The organism is Natronococcus occultus SP4 (assembly GCF_000328685.1).
In the GTDB taxonomy this organism is placed as follows: domain Archaea; phylum Halobacteriota; class Halobacteria; order Halobacteriales; family Natrialbaceae; genus Natronococcus; species Natronococcus occultus.
In genome coordinates this window covers 2,488,681-2,509,778 of the sequence record NC_019974.1, presented here as the reverse complement: position 1 = coordinate 2,509,778, position 21,098 = coordinate 2,488,681, and the positions used below count along the sequence as shown (strand labels likewise).

Genomic DNA, 21,098 nt, shown 5'->3' with positions numbered 1-21,098 from the left:
GACTCGCTCCCCCATGAGGGAACGAGTAGTGGTAGCGTGGCGCTGCCAGTGTTTGTCGGCCCGCAAAGCCTAGATTTCCAACTATCCGAATTGACGGGAGTAACATAGGAACCTCGGGAAGCCCACGACGAAAGTTGTGGGAGCACGTCACGCTGCGGGAAGCGTGAACGTAACCGTCGTTCCCTCGCCGGGTTCGGAGTCGACCCGGATCTCGCCGCCGTGGCGCTCGACGATCCGCTCACAGAGAGCGAGTCCGATCCCGGTTCCGGGGTGTTCCTCCTGACTGTGGAGCCGTTCGAACACGTCGAAGATGCGATCCTGCTCGTCGGCGTCGATTCCGACCCCCTCGTCGCGGACCGCCACCGTCCAGGTTTCGCCGGCGCGATCGGCCTCGACGCGGACTCGCGGCGGTTCGTCGCCGGAGTACTCGATCGCGTTGCTCAGGAGGTTCTGGAAGAGCTGTCGAAGCTGGGCTTCGTCGCCCCGCACCCGGGGAAGCGACTCCAACTCGATTTCGGCTCCGCTCTCGTCGATTTTTATCCGGAGCGTATCGAGCGTCTCCTCGAGTACAACGTCCAGTTCGACCGGTTCGAACGGCTCACCTCTCGTGTCGACGCGCGCGAACTCGAGCAGCCCGTCGATCATCTCCCGCATCCGCTCGGCGCCGTCGACCGCGTACGCGAGGAACTCCTCGCCGTTCTCGTCTAGGCGGTCGCCGTACCGACGCTCGAGTAACTCGAGGTAGCTCGTGATCATCCGCAGGGGTTCCTGGAGGTCGTGAGAGGCCGCGTAGGCGAACTGTTCGAGCCGCTCGTTCGACTCCTCGAGCTTCTGCTCGTACGCTTTCCGCTCGGTGATGTCGGTGAGCGTCACGATCGCCCGAATCACGTCGCCGTCGCCGTCTCTCACCGGTTCGCCGTGCTCCATGATTATCCGACGGTCGCCGTCGAAGGGATCGATCTCGTACACGTTCGGTTCCGCGACGGATTCGCCGCGAAGCACCTGGGCCATCGTCCACTCCTCGGGGTCGACGGGCTCGCCCGACTCGGCCCACGTCGCGGAGTACTTTTCGTAGTCGTCGACTGACTGCGCGTCGAACACGTCGCCGCCCCAGATCTCCTTGGCGACGTCGTTGGCCTTGAGCAACGAACCGTCTCCGTCGGCGACGACGGCGCCGACGGGCAGCACCTGAAACAGCGTCTCGAGCTGCCGTGACTGGTTTTCGGCCTCGAGCTCGGCTCGCTTTCGTTCGGTGATGTCGGTGAGCGCTCCGGGAAACGTCAGCGGGTTCCCGTCCTCGTCGCACTCGACGTGTCCCCGAGCGACCACCCATCGGAGTTCGCCGTCCGCGTTTCGAACGCGGTACTCCGCCTCGTACTCCCCGCACGTCTCGACCGCGGCATCGATTTTCTCCCTGACGCGGTCGCGATCGTCCTCGTGGATCGAGGAGATGAAATTCTCGAGCGAAACGCCCTCGCGGGCGGCGTCGGGGTCGACTCCGAACTGATCGGCGAACGACGCGCCGACGACCATCCGATCCTCGGGAACGTCCCACTCCCACGTGCCGACGGCGCCGGCTTCGGTCGCGGCCTCGAGCTGTGACTTCGCGTCTTCGAGGTACTTCGCGTTCTCCTTTTGCTCGGTGACGTCCTCTACGACTCCGATCGCACGAACCGGCTCGCCGTCGGTGTTGTAGTAGAACTCGCCCTGGGCCGCAATCCACCGCTGCTCGCCGTCGGTTCGGACGATCCGACAGTCGAACTCCCACGTCCCCGTCTCGAAGGCGTCCTCGAAACTGCGCTCGACGAACTCGCGATCGTCCGGGTGGACGTGCTCGAGAAAGGTTTCGAAGCTCCACTCCTCGCGGGGCTCTTCGTAGCCGAAGATCCGATCGTGCTGGGGGGAACGGACGGGCGAATCCCGAGTCTGGAGATCGAGCTCCCACATGCCCAGATCCCCGGCCTGAAGCGCGAGACGCAATCGTTCCTCGCTCTCCTGCAGGTCGCGCGTTATCTCGTAACCCTCTCCTTCGTACTCGAACTCGCGGTGTTGCCGGCGCCAATCCAGCTCCGTTCGGTTCCGGCCGGCAATCTCACGGACTGTTCCGACGGCGCCCCGAAGGGACTCGTCTTCGGCGAACGGGTTTACTCGGATCTCACAGAGTACCAGGTTCTCGCCGGCGGTCCGGACGGGGACCTCGAGAAGCTCGCTCTGTTGGGCTGGGTTCGTCCGGAGTCGCGCTATTTCGCGCTCGACCGCCGAGCCGTCGGTCTCGAGGACGTCGGCGATCCGTTCGCCCAGAAGTTCGTCGTACTCGTACCCCGTCAACTCGCTGAGAACGTCGTTCACCGCGACGAAGCGACCCTCGACGTCGAGCTGAAAGATCCCGTCGCCGATCGTGTGGAGAAGCGTTCGATACCGCTGATGGGCCTCGTCTTCGGCCGCATCGTCCCAGAACGCCATCTCGGACGCGCTCCGCTCACTCATATCCACACAACATCTGCACGGCGGATAAGGCCTGTGCGCGAACGACAATGGGTGGATCCGCGGAGACGGCGTCGTCGCCCGGACGGCTCTCCCGTCGTTCCGCAGCAACGGGGGCTACTCGGCCCAGTACGCCTCGCCGGGCTGTTCGCGGAAGATCGCCCGTTCGAGAATTTCGACGGCTTTCTCTAACCCTTCGCGGGAGCTGGTCAGCGAGTCCTCGTGTTCGATGCTCAGGGTGCCGTCGTAGCCGACCATCCGTAGCGTCGAGACGACGTCCTTCCAGTGTTCCTCGCCGTGACCGTACCCCACCGAGCGGAACAGCCACGAGCGGTTGGGTTCGTCGTCGTACGCCGTCGTGTCGAGGACGCCCTTCTCGCGGGCCTGCTCCTCGTAGACCTTCGTGTCCTTGGCGTGGAAGTGATGGATCGCGTCGCGCTCGCCGAGATACCGAATCGCGTCAGTGATTGAGATGTCCTGCCAGTACAGGTGGGAGGGGTCGAAGTTCGCGCCGACGCGCTCGCCGGTCTCCTCACGGAGCTTCGCCATCCCGTGTGGCTCGTAGACGAGCATGTTCGGGTGCATCTCGATCGCGAGGTCGACGCCGTGGTCGTCGGCGTACGCCGCGAGGTCCGACCAGTAGTCGACGGCCACCTCCCACTGGTAGTCGTGGGCGTCGGCGTGCTCGGTCGGCCAGGGGGCCGTGATCCAGTTCGGCACCTCGTCGTCGGGGCCGCCCGCCGGCAGTCCGGAGAAACAGGTCACCGTGTTGACGTCGAGCTGGTCGGCGAGCTCGATCGCCTCGCGGAGTTCGGTGTCGGCCTCCTCGGCCCGCTTTTCGTCGGGATGGAGCGGATTGTTGTGGATCGCGAGCGCGCTCACGTGCATCTCGAACTCCGAGAGCAGTTCCTCGAGTTCGAGCTGGGCGTCCTCGTCGTCGAGATACTCCTCCCGAACGAGGTGGTCGTCACCGGGGAAGCCGCCGACCCCGGGTTCGATCGCGTCGACGCCGATATCAGAGAGGTACGCCAGGGCGCCCTCGAGCGATTCGTCAGCGAGCGGTGGGGTGTGAACGCCGATATCCATACGACCGAACGGTCGTCACGAGACTCCATAAATCCAGGTGGAGCATCTCCCGTCTACTGCAGGTAGACGGCCTATAGACGAAGTTCGCCGAAAACAGCGACGCTCGGGACGGGCGATCGAAAGCGGTCGGCCGTCCACGACGGGTCGCCACCCGCTCAGTACAGCTGCTGTTCTCGCTCGTCTTGCTCCTCGTCGCGTTCTTGCTTTGCCTTCTGGCGCTTGCGTCCGCGGCGGTACTGTTTGATTCCGGGAACGATCTTGTTCTTTACGTCCAGACCGAACGAGACGATCCCGTAGATCCAGAAGAAGAACAACACGAGAAACCCCCCGTAGTAGACCACGGGAACGAGGCTACTCATGCTGTCCCCTCGATTCGGCCGCCGCTCTCGTTCGTTCGGACTCGGAGAGGTCGACGACGCCGTGTGCGAGCGCGTCGCCCGACCCGGTGTCGAAGAGGTGGATCTTCGAGCGATCGAGGACGATCGAGACGGATTCGTCGGCCTCGATATCGGTGTCGGGATCGACGCTCATCAGCAGCTGGTTGGCGGCGCCGGCGGCCTCGTCGCTGGTCATCGAGGACCCGCTCGAGCCGTCGAGCGAGAGGTAGACGAAAATCTCGTCGCCCATTGGCTCGAGGACGTCCGTCGTCGCCTCGATCACCTCGGAGGGGTGGTCGACGGCCTCGGAGTTTCTGGTGAGATGGATGTCCTCCGGACGGATCCCGGCCGTGATCTCCTCGCCGGGACTGACGCCGAGCTCGGTCGTGTCGAACTCGAGATCGTAGTGTTCGGTGGTGAGCCCGCCGTCGACGAGCTCGCCCTCGGTGAAGTTCATCGAGGGCGAGCCGATGAAGCCGGCGACAAAGAGGTTCGCGGGCTCGTTGTAACAGACAAGCGGCGGATCGATCTGTTGGAGCTGGCCCGCGTTGAGGACAGCGATCCGGTCGGACATCGTCATCGCCTCGGCCTGGTCGTGAGTGACGTAGATAATCGTCGTATCCAGCTGCTTGTGCAGACGCTGGAGCTCGGTCCGCATGTGAACCCGCAGCTTCGCGTCCAGGTTCGCCAGCGGCTCGTCCATCAGGAAGACGTCCGGATCGCGGACGATCGCGCGGGCGATCGCCACCCGCTGTTGCTGGCCGCCCGAGAGCTCGTTGGGTTCGCGGTCGAGCATCCCCTCGAGCTGGACGATCTCGGCGGCGTTGTCGACCCGACGATCGATCTCGTCCTGGTCGTACTTCCGCAGCCGCAGCCCGAACGAGATATTCTCGTAGACGTCCATGTGGGGAAAGAGGGCGATGTTCTGGAAGACCATCGACACGCCCCGGTCTTTCGGCGGCAGCGTCGTGACGTCGGCGTCGCCGATCCGGATCGTCCCCTCCGTCGGTTTCGTCAGGCCGGCGATCGTCTCCATCGTCGTCGACTTGCCACAGCCCGAGGGCCCGACGAAACAGACGAACTCTCCGTCCTCGATTTCGAGGTTCATGTCGTCGACCGCGACGACGTCCTCGTAGCGTTTCGTGACGTTGCTGAGTGATACGCGTGCCATGTTATTCCTTGAGTCCTCCCGCAGTTAGTCCGCTCACGATACGTTCCTGTGCGACGACCACGAGGATCAGGATCGGGATAACCCCGACGATGCTCGCTGCCGCCATGAGGTTGAAGTCGGTCGTATACTGGTCCTGGTAGCTCAGGATCCCGCCCACCAGCGGCGACCAGTTCTCTGGGACGTTCTCCAGGGCCATGATCGAGCTGAAGAAGTACTCGTTGTAGACCGCGATGAACGTCAGGACGGCCGCCGTCGCGACGCCGGGTGCCGACAGGGGCATGATGACCCGGAACAGCGCGCCCAGCCGAGTCGTCCCCTCGACCCGGGCCGCGTCCTCTAGCCCGTCGGGGATCTGTGCGTAGAAGGTGGTGAGGATGAAGATCGCCAGCGGCATGAACAGCGCGCTAAAGGGAAGGATCATCGATCCCGGTGTGTTCACCAACCGCGGCGGCTGGAACAGCTCGATCCCGAGGAACGGGATCACGACGGCGTTCCCGAGGAACGCGTCGAACAGCGGGATCAGAAACGCTGCCGGCGGGAAGTACGACACCATCAACACGGCGAGCATGAGCGGTCCTTTCCCGGGGAACTCGAGTCGCCCGAAGACGTAGCCCGCGAGACTCGCGACTAGCAACACGATGATGGTCGTGATCGTCGCGAGGACGAAGCTGTTGAACACGTAGAGGTGGAACGGGATCTGCTGGAACACCTCGACGAACGCCTGGGGGTTGAACCCCTGTGGGTGTGGGAACTCGAGTCCGATAACCGGAAGCGACCAGTCACCGGTCAGGATCTGGCTGTTCGGCGTCAGCGCAAGCACCAGGAGCCAGTAGAACGGGAACAGTGTCGTCACGAGGAAAAAGCCACACGCGACGTAAAACAGCGCCCGGTAGAGGCGGCTGCGTTTCTCGTCGTCTCCGATGACGCCCTGGGTCCACTGTGCGAGGACGCCCTTGTCGGAGTCCGAGGAGTCGGACGATTGGTCGGTTGTCGTAGCCATGTTAGAATCCCTCCTTGTACTGCCTGTAGATGACGATCATCGCGAGGATCCCGATGATCCCCGCCGTCACGAACGCGATCGCGGAGGCGAGTCCGCGGTTCGTGTTGAACGTTTCGACGACCATACACGACAGCGACGGGACGACCGTACAGCTCGAGGCGATGTCGATCAGGCCGTAGACCCGCATTGCGTCGATCGTCCGGAACAGCACGGCGATAGCGACGGCCGGCAGGACAAGCGGCAGCGTGATCAGCTTGAACTGCTGCCAGCGGCTCGCGCCGGCGACCTTCGCGACGTCGTAGAGACTGCGGTCGACGCTCTGGAGCCCCGCAAGTATCAGCAGGGCCATAAACGCGGTCGTCTTCCAGATGTCGGCGACGGTAACGATGATCAGGGCGCTCAACGGATCGTTGAGCGTATTCGTCGGTTCGAGGATTCCGATGTTCGCCAGGTACTCCGTGAGGAACCCGGTGCTCGGATGGAACATCAGGTAGAAGATCATCCCCTGGATGACAAGCGGCACGGCCCACGGGATGATGATCGCGACGCGGACGAGCCGCCGGCCGCGGAACTCCTGGTCGAGGATCAGCGCCTGACCGAACCCGATGATCGTCTCGAAGAAGACGCTCACGACGGTAAAGACGAGCGTTACGATCAGCGCGCTACGGAACCAGCCGCTGACGTGGACGAACGGGAAGCTCGAACTCGTGCTCACGTCCGGCAGGAACGTCGTCGAGCCGGGGAAGTCCGGATCGCGCTCGCCGGTGAACATGTCGACGTAGTTCTGGAGACCGACGAACTCCGGATCGCCGGTGCCGAGGACGTTGATGTACATCGATAGCTCGAACGTTCGCAACAGCGGGTAGAGCGCGATCGCTCCCAGGATGACGAAGACGGGAGTCAACAGCAGGTAGGCGAAGGCGGTTTCGCCGAGGTTTTCCAGCCACCGCGTGACCGTCACCAGCGGCCCCGAGCGCCTCGACTCTCGGGCTGCGGTGTCCGAATCTTGTTCAGTGCTCATCCTTACGATTCGCTGTCTTCGAGCGCGTCCTGGAGATCAGCCGCGGTGTCTTCTGGACTCTGGTCGCCGGCGACTGCCTGGTTGACCTGCTCGGCGATGATCTCGGCCTGCGACGGCCACTGCTCGGTAACGGGACGTGGCATCGCGTTCTCGCCGGCGACCCGCAGCGTCTCCATGTAGTGACCGATCGGCCCGACGTCGTCGGGATCGGTCGCCTCTTCGTCGTCGAACAGGTCGGGCTTTGGCGGCAGCCAGGCGACGACCTCGAGCATGCCGAGGTTGAAGTCGTCCTCGGTCATTGCCTGCATGACCTGCACCGCTTCCTCCGTGCGCTCGGAGTTGGGGTTGAGGCCGATGTGCCAGCCGCCCTGTGCGGACGTGGTACCGCCCGCGCCGGGCTGGGCGGCCTCGTCTTCCTCGACCGCGTACGGGATCGGCATCGCACCGAGGTCGTTCTCGTCGTCGAACGGGTAGTCGTCGTCGTCGAGCGTTCCGGGAACGATGTATGGCCAGTTGCGTAACATTGCGGTCTGGCCCGAGGAGAACGGCTCGCGGGCCCCCTCCTCGTCCCAGGAGGTGATGTCCGTCGGGGCGATCCCCGTCGGGAACTCGTCGAGAGTGTCGTCGTCGTGTTCGTCGGCGACGAACGTCCGCATCATCGCAAGGGAGTCGATGAACTCCTCCTCGTCGACGGTGACGGGTCGGTCGCCGACGGGGCCGCCGAGGTTCTCCTCGCCGCCGAAGTACGCGCCGCCCCAGGAGGTCATGACCTCGTTGAAGCTACAGCAGGAGGTCCCCTCGTAGATGTCGAACTGGGTCGCGAGTCCGGCCTCGGCGTCGGAGGCCTCGAGCATCTCCTCGGTCAGCTCGGCCCACTCCTCCCAGCTCATCGGCTCGGTCGCCCACTCCTCGAAGTCGTCATCGTCGTAGCCGGCCTCGCGGGCGTAGTTCTTGTTGTAGTACAGGCAGCCGTAGTCCGGGAACAGCGGCAGCGCCATCAGATCGCCGCTCTCGGGATCGCGGGCGGTGTCGACGAACGCCTCGAAGTACTCCTCGTCGATGAGCTCCAGGGTCTCGTCGTCGAGCTCCTCCGAGAGGTTCGCGAGGTAGCCGTTCTCGATGAGGACGTTCGTCCAGCCGGTGTCACACATCATGAGGTCCGGCTCGGACTCGCCGGCCTCGATCAGCTGCGAGTAGGTGTCGCGCTGGTCGCCGGTGTCGTCGGACTGGGAACTGAAGCTGATCTCGATGTCCTCGTCGAGCCCGTTCTCGTAGAGCAGGTCCGGCATCCCGTCCTCGACGTCGTCGATGGTAGTCGACCCCATCGCGATGACGACGTCGCCGTCGCCGTCGTCGCCGTCGCCGTAGATACAGCCGGCCAGGCTGGCCGTCGCGCCGGTCGCTCCGGCTGCGGCGACGAAGGTACGCCGCGAGACGCTGGATTCGTCGTTGGTACGCCCCCGTGAATATCTGTCACTCATGAACTGGGATATTGAATTGTATCTATTTATAATTGCTGGGTTGGGTACAACGGATGTAGTTAACTTCTTTCACCCCGGCCGGACAACAAGCCGCCGTCGCTCTTCGAACGGACGGTTCTGGGCGTGTACCCGAGGAGAGACGAGCCTTCAGACGGCCGCCTCGAGCGTGATCCGAACTGCCTCGACGTCCTCAACGATCGCACCCCATCCTCCGACCGTCCGTGTACGGCCGTCGCTCTCGAGCGTGACCGCGGCCTTACCCGCGAACTGTGCGATCGGGACCGACTCCCCCTCTGTGTTCGACTGACCGGTGTAGCCGACGTCGGTCACCGTTCCGGAGACTGTCGTCTCACGGCCGGAGTCGGTCTCGAACCCCTCGACGGTGACTTCGACCTGTTTTCCTTCCGCCAGAAGCGGCTCGATCCGGCGAAGCGCCTCCCGGATGTCGACGTACGTCCTCGGGAGCCGTTCGTCGCGGGCCGAGTAGACCGGTTCGTAGACGTCCCACAGACAGGTGCTGAAGTACCAGTAGAAGACGTACGCGTGGGTCCGATCGTTGACAAGGACGCCGTACTCGTTCGCGGAGTGTTCGTTCGGCGCGAAACAGCTCCAGGCGCGATCGACCAGCGCCACGAACGGGGCGGGGATGTGACGGTACCGGGCTTCGGTACAGGCCGCGGCGAGACGATCGGTCGACGGCAGCGACGGCTCGGTGGCCGTCTCGGGAAACAGACACAGCTTCACGTCGGCGCCGCCCTCGCGAGCGACCCCGAGGGCGTCCTCGAGCGCGTCGAACTGCGCGGGCGTGAGCCCGATCTGGACCTGGTGGTCGGCCGACCTGACGAGCTCGTCGGCCCTGGCGAGGACGGTGTCGAACCGCTTGACGATGCTGACGGCGTGGTCCTCGATGTCGGGGCGGGTCCAGCGCGCCTCGATCTCGTCGGCCGCGTCCTCGAGCCGGTCCGCCCGCGAGCGGAGATCCTCGAGGACCTCCGCCGGGTCTCGGGCTCTGGCCTGGAGACTCCCCTGCTCGTAGGTCTCGACGTACCCTCGCTCCTCGAGCCCCCGCAGGACGTCGTAGATCCGCGGGTCGGGGACCGAGCTCGCCTGTGCGACGTCGGTCGCGGAGGCCGAGCCGCGCTCGAGCAACGTGACGAAGGCGTCGGCCTGGTACGGCGAGAGCCCCGCCTCCTCGAGCGTCGCCGCGAGCTCGTCCGGGTTCATCCACCGATCACCGATCGACCGAACGCTCCGGAACCTGTGACGCGTCGTCGCATAGCACCGAGGTACTACAGGAATTGTAAAAAAGACTCCTTTTGGCGCTACACTGAAGGCGGTCGGGTGGAAACGCGACCGTATGAGTCGCCTTCTCGAGCGGATTCGTCGCCCGGAGTACACCGGACCGAACCGGTGTTGGCCCTGTACGATCACCAACGGCGCGCTGGTCGCGGTCGCCGTCGCCGCGCTCGCGCTCGCCCGGCGCCGGCTGCTTGCCGTCGCGGTCGGCGTCGTCGGCCTCGCCTCCATCGGCGCCCGCGGCTACGTCGTCCCCTACACCCCGCGCTTCGCCCCGCGGCTGACCGCGGCGCTCTCACTCGATCCTCACGACGACGACGAGCCCGGCTCGCTCTCGGGCGTGCCGGCAGCCGAGGACGCCCCGGACGCCGACGAGGCGGTTTCAGGCGAGGATGTCCTCGCGGCGCTGATCGAGGCCGACGTCGTCGTTCCCGACGGCGAGGAGCTCCGCCTCGGGGACGGGTTCAGGGCCGACTGGCGCGAGGAGATCCGGGCGCTTCGCGACCGCGATCTCGAGGCGCTGGCCGCGATCGCGGACCGCCATACGGCTCCGGAGACCAAGGCCCGGGTCGGCAGCAGCTTCGGCCGGTCCTACCTCGTCTTGCAAGGCGAGGACGGCGGGATCGTCACCCTCCGCCGGGAGATCGCGGTCGCCGAACTCGGCGCCGCACGCGCCCTCGAGTCGCGGGTCGACGACCCCGCGATCCGCCGTGCGGCAGGGAAACCGCTGCGCTCGCTGCTCGAGGCGTGTCCGCTCTGTGACGGCCCCCTCGAGATCACGCAGTCGACCTGCTGTGGCGAGGTGACGCCGATCGGGTCACTGCCCGCCGAGAAGCTGTTCTGCCCGGACTGTAACGTCCGTCTGTTCACGTTCGACCGGGATCCCTAATCACTCGCCTCCGAACTCCCCGACCGCCTCCCGGTCCGGCAGCGCCGTCATCGCGCCCGGAGCCGTCGTCGCCGCCGCGCCGACGGCGTTGGCGAACGCCAGGACGTCTTCAAGCGCCCGTCCCTCCGACAGCGCCGCGATCGCTCCGGCGAGGAACGCGTCGCCCGCCCCCGTCGTGTCGACGACGTCGGCCTCGTAGCCGGGGTGGCTGGCGGTCCCCGACCACGGCGCGTCGTCGCCGGCGACTGCGAGGGCTCCCTCCCCGCCCCGCGTCGCCAGCACGGTCGACGGCCCCCCCTCGATCGCGAGGACGTCCCTGGCCGTCGCCTCGACGTCCTCGCCCGCGAACCCGAGTGCCGCGAGCTCCTCCTCGGCGGCTTTCAGCACGTCGACGTGGTCGAGCGCCCGCCGAACGACCGCACGGAAGACGTCGTCGTCGGGCCACAGCTCGGGCCTGGCGTTCGGGTCGAACGAGACGGTACAGCCGGCAGCGTCGGCCCGCTCGAGCAGGTCCAGCGTCGCCTCCCGCGAGGACCCCGTCGAGAGCGCGACTCCGCCCGCGTGGACCCACTCGAGGTCCGCCAGCACGGCGTCGTCGATCCGACCCGGCTCGAGGCGGGTATCGGCGGTGTCGTCGCGGTAGAAGGAGAACTCGCGGTCGCCCGTCTCGTCGTGGGTGACGAAGGCGAGTGTCGTCTTCGCGTCGGGGTCGCGATCGATGAACCGCTCGGGCAGTCCGTGGTCAGCGAGGGTCTCAACGAGATAGCGACCGAACGGGTCCTCGCCGACACGGGTCCAGAACAGTGGCGTCCGCTCGAGGCGCGCGAGCGCGACGGCGACGTTCGCGGGCGCGCCGCCGGCGCGTCGCTCGAACCCCTCGACGGTCGAGATCGGACCCGGTCGCTCGGGCAGGAAGTCGATCAGCGTCTCGCCGGCGACCAGGATATCGCGTGTCATGCGCTCCCGTTGTGCCTCTCGGTGATAAGGCGTTACGGACGGCTCCCGGTCAGAAGACGAGCAGGAGCCCCACCACGACGACCGAGACGTACGCCGTGACGGCGGCGGCGTAGGTCGCGAACTCCCGCCAGTCGAAGCCGTAGATCGAGAGCACGCTGGCGAAGAGGAACGCGAGCCAGAGGTTCGAGACGCCGGCGCCGTACATCGTCGCCACCAGTGCGGGGACCTCCTCGATGCCCGCGGCCGCCACCGCGGGCCCCTGGAGCAGCCAGAGGGAGCCGGGATCGGGCACCAGCAGGCCGAGCGCGAACGCGACGACGTAGGCGCCGACGGACGGCAGCCCGGTCGCCGCCAGCGCCTCACCCAGCGGCGCGTACAGCTCCGCCTCCATCAACAGCGCGAACGTCGCCGCGTACAGCAGGAACGGGATCGCCATGTGGTTGGCCCACCGGGTCGCGTCCTCGGTCTTCTCGCGGAACGCCATCGGCGGCCCCTGCACCGCGAGCCCGACGACGACCAGCCCGAACGCCAGCCAGGGCAGGGTCAACGCCCCGCCGGTCCCGAAGTGCCACCCCAGCGAGGCGATCCCGATCGCGACGATGATCCAGGTGAGCGACTCGGCGTTCTCAAGGCGATCCCCGGGTTCCCAGTCGACGGGGTCGCGAACGGGCGCGTAGTGGTCGAGGGTCTCGGCGATCGAGCCCTCGAGGACGCGGTCCCGATCCTCGAGCGAGTCGATCGCGTCCTCGTCGTCGGGCGCCAGCCAGACCAACAAGAGCGGTAGCGTCAGCACGAACAGCAGCGTCGGGGCGACGTTCGCGGGATGGCTGAGGAACTCGCTCATCCCGACCGTCCCGACGTCGTCGACCATGAAGTTCGCCAGCCCGGTGTCGTCGGCCGCGATCAGCGCGCCGAGGCTCGACGGGCCCTGGTTGGCCACGACCAGCGCCAGCAGCCCGCCCGTCAGCACGGACGGGTAGTGAACCGCGACGCCGTCCTCGTGGGCGCGCTGGCAGAGCCGCTGGCCAAGCAGAATGCCGCCGATCAGGCCGAACGCCCAGTTGAGCCACCCGAGCGCGAGCGAGACCACTGCGGTCGCGTAGATCACGCCGGCCTGGCTCGTCGGCAGCAGGGTCGCGAGACGATCGAAGGCGGCGCCGACCCGTGGGGACTCGACGGCTGCAGCGCTGAGAATCCAGTAGAGGAGCAACAGCATGTGCAACGCGAACAGGTCGTAGACGTAGAACCCCCCGCCGAGCAGCTCGAGCTGGGTCGTCGGCTCGAGCTCGGGGACGGTAGCGACGAGTGCGAGGACGACCAGCCCGAGCGCACCGACCAGCGACTCGGGGAAGTACTTCCCGAAGGTCGGGACGAACGCGGTTCGGAGGGCGTCCTCGGCCTCGCCGTCGGCGTTGACGGCTCGTTCGTCCTCGGCCGTGGTAGGATCTTCCGCCATCGTGATCACCCGAGCACTCCGATCATGATCGCACCAGTTCCCATCACGATTCCGGCGAAGACGAACAACACGGCGACGTACCCCATCATATCACGGATCGTTAGTCCGGCGATACCGAGCACCGGGATCGCCCAGAACGGCTGGATCATGTTCGTCCACTGGTCGCCCATGGCGAACGCGATCATCATGTAGTTCATCTGCGTGCCCTCGATCGACTGGGTCGCGGAGGCGTAGATCTCGCCCATCACGACCCACTGCCCGCCGCCAGAGGGGACGAAGAAGTTGACGATCCCGCCGGAGACGAACACGAGCGCGTACCAGGTGGTATCGGTGGCGTACTGGGCGGCCGTGGTCGCGATCAGCTCGACCAGTCCCGAGAACACCATGATCCCCATGATCCCGCCGTAGAACTGAAACTGGATGATGATCTGGCTGGCACCGCGGATCGCCTCGTGGAAGACGTCGATGTAGCTTCGCAGCGACATGTGCGCCAGAAAGCCCAGGCCGAACATCGCCGTGATGAGGACGTTGATGTCGAGGACGTCCATGAACGGCTGAGTCGAGAACAGGTAGATGAGGTAGGCCCAGATGGCGGCGCCGACGCCGACACACACTAGCGTGCTATCGAGTACGGCCGCCTTGAGCCGTGAGTCCCGCAGCCTGTGGGGGCGCTCGCCGACGTCGCTGTCCCGCGCACCTTCGCCGCGGGCGGCCCGCAGCTTCTCCTCGGGAACGGTCGTGACGTTCTCCCGATCGGGCGCCATCAGCGGCATGAGGACGACGACGACCGCGACGATAGCGGCGATCATCACGAGGTTGATCGGGTGGAAGATCGTCTCCGAGACCGGGATGACGCCCATCGTCTCCTCGGCGAAGTGACCGTCGGTCGCGACGAGCAACAGCGCAGCGCCGGAGAGACCCTGGTGCCAGGGCAACAGCCCCGCGTAGGCGGCCGCGACGAGCAGCGGGTAGTGGACGTCGATTCCCTTCTCGGCCATCGCGATCCCGACCTCCCGGGCCAGGATCGCACCGGCGACCAGGACGACGCCCCAGTGAAAGAGCCCGAACAGCTGGCCACAGAGTGCGACGACGAAGATCGCCTGGGTCTGACTGCTCGGGATCGAGGCGATCCGCCGGAGCCCGCGTTTGATCGGCGGCGAGTCGGCCAGCGCCCACCCGGTCAGCAGGGCCAGCGAGGCCTGCGTCGAGAACGTGATGACCTCCCAGAACCCCTCTCCCCAGTGGGTCGCGACGCCGACCGGCCCCTCGTCGGTGACGACCACCGCGATGACCATCGTCAGTAGCGTCAACAGCAACGCGAAAATGAAGGCGTCGGGCAGGTACCGCTTGATTAGCCTGCTCGCGACGTCGCCCAGCTGCGTGAAAAAGCGACCGACCTTCTCCCCCGAGCCGATCGTACTCATCGTTCGCTCCGGGCGGGCGTCGGCGACCGTCCTCGTCGTTTTGGAACGTCTCCCCGATCGTGATTCGACACTGTCATCTACCGGCTACCGGATTACGGACTCGGAAAAAGATGCAGCCTGATTGGAAGTCTTGCCGGCTTTCGGCTCGACGAACGACGGCTCTCCGCCCGCTACTCGAAGCCGCCCCGGTGGACGATCTCCGCGAGGGGTTTGCGGTCGCTTGGCTCCTCTCGGTCGCGCAGCTCCTCGGGGAGGCTCTCGGGCGGTGCGCGCTCGCCGATCGCGGCCATCGCCTCGACCTCGAACTCCTCGGGGACATCGAGCTCCTCGGCCGCACGCTCGTAGTCGAAGCCGGCCATCCCGTGAACGGCCAGGCCGCGGCGGGCCCCCTCGAGCGCGAGGTTCTGCCAGGCAGCGCCCGTGTCGAAGGAGTGGACCGGTGCGGGCTCGTCGTTGTGGTCGAAGGTTGTCTTCGAGACGATCACGACGAGGACGGCCGCGTCGGTCGCCCACTCCTCGTTGCCACCCAGCAACAGGTCGGCGAAGGTGTCCCACTCCTCGTCCTCGCGGTCGGCGTAAAGGAATCGCCAGTGCTGGTTGTTGTACGCCGAGGGCGCCCATCGGGCGGCCTCGAACAGCGGCAGGTACTCCTCCTCGTCGAGGGGTTCGCCCGTCATCGCGCGTGGCGACCAGCGGTTGACGAACAGGGGGTCGACGTCGTGGTCCGGCTCGCGGTGGTCGGCGACCTCGTCTCGGATCTCGCGTTTCTCGGCGGACTCTTGCATAGCTGTTTGGAGGGTCTCGCGACCTATCACTGTTCCCGGACGGCCGAGTCACCCGGTAACGGTCGCGTCGTCGACTCGCGTTCACACGGCTCACTCCTGTCCGCGGGTCGGTTCGTGTCGCTGTCGTCCTCGTGGCGCTCGCGTCGCTCTTCCGATCGGTGCTCTCCTCGGTTCGATCGCGGTCTCGACGCTGAGAACGATGCGGCTCGTGAAACCCGCCGCGAGCATGATCCCCGACGCGAACCCGAGCGCGGCGTTCATCGCCCGTTCGGAGGGGTTCTGCCGGACGAAGAGCAGCGACGCGCCCAGCAGGTTCAGTGCGGCGATGACGAGCCCGCCGCCGAGGCCGTGAACTACGGGATCGGAGCCGAACAGGCCGATAACGGAATCGACTACCATGCGCTCCACCGCGGTCGCGTACTACCGGTATCGAGCCGACAGGGACGCCACTGCCGCGTTCGGCGAGCCATTGACGAACGCACGTCCTCGAGCGGAAAGAAACTACAGGCGCACGATCATGGTCGGCGGTCGCCGGCTGGACGACGTACGTGCCACGACACCGTCATTTCTCCCAGTCGATCGCGTCAGTCCGCTCCGCCTGACGAAGGATGAACGGTCCGAGCGAACCGGTTCGTTTCGAGATCGTTGCGATTCGCAGAACGTAGGCCGCGAGGAGGAAGAAGGGGACGAGCGTGATCGTCGTGCTGGCGCTGACGATCCACACCATGTTATCCACGCCGAGGATCGTCCCGGGACGGAGTCCGGCTCGAGATACAACACCGTCGCCGTCGCGACGACCACGCCCGGGAGGCCGGCGTACAGTATCGACCGCGTGAGGTGGACGAGCTCCCACTGGAAGTACAGCGATGTCAACTACCCCACCCTACTTCGCTCGCCCTGACGGGCTCGCTCGTTGAGGGTGGGACTTGTCCGTGGACTCGGCCTCTGACTCGGTAGAGTACGGGGTGTATCCCCGATTCGGCGTCACTGTCCCAGACTTGAGGGCGTATTGACTGACGCCCCTCCCACGCGAGGACTGTTGCTCGCGTCGGAGAGACACATCTGCCACGTTCTTCGCAGCGTTGTAGTCGGCGTGATTCCGATTTCCACACTGCTGGCACTCGAACGTATCGCGTGACGGACGATTGGCATCGTGGATGAATCCACACTCAGCGCACCGCTTGCTCGTGTTCTTCGGATTGGTCGTCTCCACGAACAACCCTTCCGCTTCGGCCTTGTACTCGACGTACTCGTACAAACGGTCGAACGCCCACTCAGAGTGCCACGCAGCTTCGGGAAGTCGCTCACGGATACCGTCTAACTCCTCGAACACGATACCGTCACAATCGTGTTCAAGGGCTTCTTCGACGATACCGTTCGCCACGCTATGGAGGACATGTTTCACATACCTGTCTTCCCGACCGCTCACGGCTTCCATCGTGCGGTGTGCGTTCCGCGTTCCGCACTTCTGTAGGTCGCCACGCACGCGCTCGAACTCCCGTCGTTTGTGGTTGAGTTCACCAGCCGAGAAAAAGCGGGCCGTGCTGGTGACAGCGATTTCGTTCACGCCGAGGTCAACGCCGAGAACCGTTCCGTTCTCGGTCGCTTCCTCAGCGTCTTGCTTGGGCTTGCGGAAGCCGAGATGCAAGTACCAGTCTCCGTTTCGATAGTGAAGCGTGGATTCCGTCGGCTCCCATTCGTCACTGTCAAGATACTGGTGCTGGTACCCGTCTTTGTCGTCGGGCAGCACGAGGTCGGCTCGAACGCGCGAGTGGTCGCCGTGTGTGGTGAGCGATACCTGCTCTTTCTCGGGGAAGACGGTCATCGTCCGACTGTCGTAGGTGATTGTCGGACTCGTGTATGTGGGTTTACTGGCTTTCTTCCCGTCTTGACGGCGAGAGATGCAGGATTTGATGTTTTCAGCAGCTTGGTGGCACGCGAGGATGGCGTGCTGGCTGCCGAGATTCGTGTTCTCGCGTACGCCGTCGTAGGCGAGTTGTTGCACGTCGGACTTGGAGTGACACCACATCCACGCTTTGTCCACGGCAATCTGACATCCTTGTTTCCACTCCTCGATGGTATCTCGGAGGAGTGACTCGTCGGTGGAGGATACAGCGAGCCGTGTGATGGCGGTTCGGCGGTGGTAGTCGTCGCCCGACACTATGCTCAATGTAGTAGCGAAGTTAGTTAATAGTGGGGTTGTCGCTTCCTCCCCGCCCTACTGCGTCCTCAGAACGCGAAGCGTTCTGATGTGCGAACGAGAGCTTTGCTCTCGTTAACGCTACTCGCTCCCTTTCGGTCGCTGCGTTGCTCCTTAAGAACGGGAACTCCACTCGACAAAGTTGAAGTGCTCGAGTGCCGGACCGAACAGCCGCAGCACGTCGATCAGTTCGTCGAAGGTCTCCAGTTCGTCGTCCGCGAGACTGTCCTCGTGTTCGTGTCGAAGTCGCCGCACCGCGTATATCTTCCAGGAGTAGTTGTAGTTCAACCCCGACCGGAGAACGCCGAACTCGCCGAACTCGGACGTCTCGAGCTGGGAGTCGATCTCCTCGGAGTTTCGGCAAACGTTCTCGACCAGGCGATCGGTCCGGCTGCAAAGCGTCTCGTCGGCGTTGTCGGCGACGGCCTCCTGGAGCGCCTCGGCCCGTTCGCTGCTCGTCTGGACGAGTGCCTGCAAGAACTGGGAAGGGTCAGGCGGACCGACCGTTCCGAACAGCTCCTCGACGCTGCGGCGGTACTCCATCGCTTCGTTCATCCACGCCTGCTGGTCGCCCAGCCGACCGAGCTCCTGTGAGAGCACCAGCTGGTTGATCGAGACGACGAGCGTCACTCCCGTGAGAGTTGCGGCGATCAGCGCCTGGAACGCCGTATCCACGGGGGATCCGTTCTCCATCATCTCCCGAAGCGGGAGGGCGACCGCTCCGAGTCCGACGAGCGCAGCGAAGGTTGCGACGGCCAGCACTCCCGCGAGCAGCCACCGGCTCGTGTCGAGGAGGATCCAGTGTGCGATCCGACTCTCGCCGGTTCGCCCCCTGAGCGTGTCCGTCGACAGCGGGTTCTCCATATCTGCCGTTCATCCCTCGGACGAAAAGTGGTTGAGCCTGAAAGCGGAACTCCTCGGGAGCCGAGACGGATCGATTCGGTCGACGAAAGAGCCGGATCCGAACAGGTCGCGTCGTCAGTCGTCGGCGGGCGCCGGCTCACCGCGCTCGACGTCGATCTCGCCCGCGTCGAGTTTCGCCTCGACGTTCCGGGCCGCCTCGACCATGTTCGCCATCTTGCCGTAGGCGACCTCGCGGGGCAGCAGCTTCACGCCGCAATCCGGCGAGACGACCAGCTGCTCCGGCGGGACGACCTCGAGTCCCTTCAAAATGTTCTCCTCGATCTGCTCGACGGACTCGACCTCGCCGACGTGGACGTCGGTGACGCCCAGCGCGAGGTCCTTCGTGAAGTCGGGATCTTTGAAGACGTCGAGCTGGTCGTAGTCGCCGTTGGCGAGCTCGAGATCGAACTCGTCGACGGGGAACTCGAGGATCTCGGGGTAGATCCGAGAGTAGTCGCCGTAACAGACGTGGAGGCCGATGCGGACCTCCTCGGGGATGTCGGCGACGATGTGCTCTAGGGCCTCGCCGACGATCGCGTGGTCGTCCGGCGTCGTCGCCAGCGCGGGCTCGTCGATCTGGATGTAGCGGGCGCCGGCGTCGACGAGCTTCTCGATCTCCTCGTTGACGAGGTCGGCAAGATCGAGGGTGAGCTCGTCGTCGTCGTCGTAGGCCTCGTTAAACGACCAGTTCGCCAGGGTGTAGGGACCCGTGATCGGGACCTTGACGGGACGGTCGGTCGCGCTCGCGGTGAACTCGTACTCGTCGACGAGCCAGCTCTCGTCGTACTCGACCTCGCTCACGACGGAGGGTTTGTCGAAGTAGTTGTGTCCCCAGACCTTGACGGGGCCGTTGAACTCGTAGCCCTCGATGCGGTGGGCGAAGAACTCGACCATCTCGTTGCGCCGCATCTCGCCGTCGACGACGGCGTCCAGTCCGGCGCGCTCGTGTTCGTCCGTGATGAGTCGGGCGGCGTCGTCTTTCGCCTCCTGCCAGTCGTCGTCGTCGAACCCGTGGTCGGGGTCCTGGTAGAGCTCCTTCGCGCGGTTGAGCCACTTGGGCTTCGGGTAGGAGCCGACGACGGTCGTTAGCAGGAAGTGATCGTTCTCGTGGTCTTCGGGTCGGAACTGGTCCTTGTTTTCGTTTGTCATGCTGCTTTCACCTCCGCGAGATCCGCGGCTTCCGCAAGGACGGCGAGTTTCTCCTCGAACTTGGCGTAGGGGAGGTAGAACGTCTCCGTGTTCGTCGTCAGGTAGACGGTGTCGAAGTTGGTGACCGGAATCTGCTCGTAGACCCAGTCAACGCGGTCCCGAATCGCCTCGGGGTCCTCGACGAGCGTGTTCTGGCCGTCGGCAAGTCCCAGCGAGACGTCGTCGGTCGCGCCGTACTCCTGGATGTTGTAGAGGTTGTCCTCCTGGTTCGCGACGAAGTCGAAGCCGACCGCGTCGATGTCGGCGTCGAGCAGGTGGGCGTACACCTTCTCCTCTAAGGCGCCCCAGTAGGGCTGGACGACGACGTCGGCGTCCGTGGCGCCGGCGACCCGGTCGATCGCCTCGCTGGCGCGCTCGTCGAGGCCGTCCTCGGGGGTCGACTCGACCAGCGACGGCTCGAGCAGGAACAGCGTCTCGTGAGCCGGGAAGGCGTCTACCTCGCCCTCGAGGAACTCCGCGACGGCCGCCAGGAACTCGGCCTCGTCGCCGTACTGTTCGTCGGTCGCGAGGTCGGCCAGCGAGTACGGCCCCGGCAGCACTGCCTGGAGCTCGTCGTCCTCGACGAACTCGCTTGCAGCCTCGAGCTCCTCGGCGACGTCGCCCGAGAACTCCAGTTCACCCTGAACGACCGGGTCGCGGTAGAAGTTGTTGTTGTCGTAGTAGCGGACGATCCCCTGGGTGTCGACGGCGTCGTGGACCGCCAGGGGATGTGCGAGCATGTCGTCCCAGCGCAGCTGGCCCTCCGAGACGCGGTCGAGCTCGGCCTCCTGCTGGACGCCGGTCACTTCCTCGCGAGCGTCCTCGTAGGCCGCAGCGATCTCCGCGTCCTCGTCGCCGCTGATGAGGTCGCCTTTCTGGTGGCCCTTCAGGTCCGAGAGGTCCTCTTTCGCCCAGTCCGGGAGCGGAAACAGCCCCGGCGTGGTCGAGACGTAGTCGGTCATTCGTGATCTCGGCTAGGCTATACCGACGCTTAATATTTTCCATACGGCCGAATACACAGCAGTAATTATTTCGCGTTCTCGTAACGACGTTCGATCGCGCCCGCGGCGGACGAGGAGTTATCTCGTTGGCCTCCGGACGCCCGGTATGGCGCTCACCGTCGACCACGTTCCGTTCGCGTTCGCGGACCTCGAGGCGATCAGCGACGAGTTCGCCCGGCTCGGGCTCGCCCCCGAGTACGGCGGCGTCCACGACAACGGGGTTACCCACATGGCTGTCCTCGGTTTCGACGACCAATCGTACGTCGAACTGATCGCCGAACGCGGCGACGGCGACCACGGGTTCTGGCCCCGCGCACATCCGCGCGGACGCGGGGCCGGCGGCGTGGTGCGTTCGCGTCCCCGATATCGTCGACGAGTG

Annotated in this window: 19 protein-coding genes and 1 pseudogene; 2 read left to right on the top strand and 18 right to left on the bottom strand. The window is 65.3% G+C overall.

Annotated features, from left to right (window positions below; all coding sequences use genetic code 11):
- Positions 1-147: 147 nt before the first annotated feature.
- From NATOC_RS12555 to NATOC_RS12520, 8 genes are all read right to left on the bottom strand, one after another.
- Positions 148-2,487, bottom strand: coding sequence for a PAS domain S-box protein (locus NATOC_RS12555; RefSeq protein WP_015321819.1), 2,340 nt, complete (start codon positions 2,485-2,487; stop codon positions 148-150).
- A gap of 114 nt (positions 2,488-2,601) precedes the next feature.
- Positions 2,602-3,570 carry a sugar phosphate isomerase/epimerase family protein gene (locus tag NATOC_RS12550; protein ID WP_015321818.1) on the bottom strand — a complete coding sequence of 323 codons (969 nt, stop codon included), beginning with the start codon at positions 3,568-3,570 and terminating at the stop codon, positions 2,602-2,604.
- Between the two features lie 155 nt (positions 3,571-3,725).
- Positions 3,726-3,929, bottom strand: a complete 204-nt coding sequence (locus tag NATOC_RS12545; RefSeq protein WP_015321817.1) for a hypothetical protein — start codon at positions 3,927-3,929, stop codon at positions 3,726-3,728.
- Positions 3,922-5,118: an ABC transporter ATP-binding protein gene (locus tag NATOC_RS12540; RefSeq protein ID WP_015321816.1), complete on the bottom strand. Its 1,197-nt coding sequence runs from the start codon at positions 5,116-5,118 to the stop codon at positions 3,922-3,924. Before NATOC_RS12540 ends, NATOC_RS12545 begins: the two co-directional genes overlap by 8 nt.
- Before the next feature lies 1 nt (position 5,119).
- The gene (locus NATOC_RS12535; RefSeq protein WP_015321815.1) at positions 5,120-6,118 is read right to left on the bottom strand and encodes a carbohydrate ABC transporter permease; all 999 of its coding nucleotides are present in this window, start codon (positions 6,116-6,118) and stop codon (positions 5,120-5,122) included.
- Position 6,119: 1 nt separating this feature from the next.
- The gene (locus NATOC_RS12530; protein WP_015321814.1) at positions 6,120-7,139 is read right to left on the bottom strand and encodes a carbohydrate ABC transporter permease; all 1,020 of its coding nucleotides are present in this window, start codon (positions 7,137-7,139) and stop codon (positions 6,120-6,122) included.
- A gap of 2 nt (positions 7,140-7,141) precedes the next feature.
- Entirely contained in the window at positions 7,142-8,620 is a 1,479-nt protein-coding gene (locus NATOC_RS12525; RefSeq protein ID WP_015321813.1) for an extracellular solute-binding protein, read from the bottom strand.
- Positions 8,621-8,767: 147 nt separating this feature from the next.
- Positions 8,768-9,844, bottom strand: coding sequence for a TrmB family transcriptional regulator (locus NATOC_RS12520; RefSeq protein ID WP_015321812.1), 1,077 nt, complete (start codon positions 9,842-9,844; stop codon positions 8,768-8,770).
- Between the two features lie 133 nt (positions 9,845-9,977).
- On the opposite strand from NATOC_RS12520, the gene NATOC_RS12515 reads away from it, so the two are divergent.
- Entirely contained in the window at positions 9,978-10,805 is an 828-nt protein-coding gene (locus tag NATOC_RS12515; RefSeq protein ID WP_015321811.1) for a hypothetical protein, read from the top strand.
- Here the strand turns inward: NATOC_RS12515 and NATOC_RS12510 are convergent, their stop codons facing one another.
- From NATOC_RS12510 to NATOC_RS12465, 10 genes are all read right to left on the bottom strand, one after another.
- On the bottom strand, positions 10,806-11,762 hold the full coding sequence (locus NATOC_RS12510; RefSeq protein ID WP_015321810.1) for a carbohydrate kinase family protein: 957 nt from the start codon (positions 11,760-11,762) through the stop codon (positions 10,806-10,808).
- Positions 11,763-11,811: 49 nt separating this feature from the next.
- The gene (locus NATOC_RS12505; RefSeq protein ID WP_015321809.1) at positions 11,812-13,218 is read right to left on the bottom strand and encodes a TIGR00366 family protein; all 1,407 of its coding nucleotides are present in this window, start codon (positions 13,216-13,218) and stop codon (positions 11,812-11,814) included.
- 5 nt (positions 13,219-13,223) lie between these two features.
- Positions 13,224-14,642 (bottom strand): short-chain fatty acid transporter, encoded by a 1,419-nt coding sequence (locus NATOC_RS12500; protein ID WP_015321808.1) that lies wholly within the window; start codon positions 14,640-14,642, stop codon positions 13,224-13,226.
- A gap of 170 nt (positions 14,643-14,812) precedes the next feature.
- Complete coding sequence (locus NATOC_RS12495; protein WP_015321807.1) at positions 14,813-15,427, bottom strand: nitroreductase family protein; 615 nt, start codon at positions 15,425-15,427, stop codon at positions 14,813-14,815.
- A 90-nt stretch (positions 15,428-15,517) separates the two neighbouring features.
- A complete protein-coding gene (locus NATOC_RS12490; protein WP_015321806.1) occupies positions 15,518-15,826 on the bottom strand; it encodes a ZIP family metal transporter in 309 nt (102 codons plus the stop codon).
- Between the two features lie 163 nt (positions 15,827-15,989).
- Positions 15,990-16,154, bottom strand: coding sequence for a hypothetical protein (locus tag NATOC_RS12485; RefSeq protein WP_245549641.1), 165 nt, complete (start codon positions 16,152-16,154; stop codon positions 15,990-15,992).
- A 156-nt stretch (positions 16,155-16,310) separates the two neighbouring features.
- Entirely contained in the window at positions 16,311-17,588 is a 1,278-nt protein-coding gene (locus NATOC_RS12480) for an RNA-guided endonuclease InsQ/TnpB family protein (RefSeq protein ID WP_015321805.1), read from the bottom strand.
- Between the two features lie 153 nt (positions 17,589-17,741).
- Positions 17,742-18,491, bottom strand: a complete 750-nt coding sequence (locus tag NATOC_RS12475) for a hypothetical protein (RefSeq protein WP_245549640.1) — start codon at positions 18,489-18,491, stop codon at positions 17,742-17,744.
- Between the two features lie 114 nt (positions 18,492-18,605).
- Positions 18,606-19,679 (bottom strand): methionine synthase, encoded by a 1,074-nt coding sequence (locus tag NATOC_RS12470; RefSeq protein ID WP_015321804.1) that lies wholly within the window; start codon positions 19,677-19,679, stop codon positions 18,606-18,608.
- The gene (locus tag NATOC_RS12465) at positions 19,676-20,680 is read right to left on the bottom strand and encodes a methionine synthase II (cobalamin-independent) (protein WP_015321803.1); all 1,005 of its coding nucleotides are present in this window, start codon (positions 20,678-20,680) and stop codon (positions 19,676-19,678) included. The genes NATOC_RS12470 and NATOC_RS12465 overlap by 4 nt, the downstream gene beginning before the upstream one ends.
- A 145-nt stretch (positions 20,681-20,825) precedes the next feature.
- Between NATOC_RS12465 and NATOC_RS22855 the strand changes: the two are divergent.
- A pseudogene (locus NATOC_RS22855) lies at positions 20,826-20,948 on the top strand (VOC family protein); the annotation flags it as partial.
- Positions 20,949-21,098: the final 150 nt, after the last annotated feature.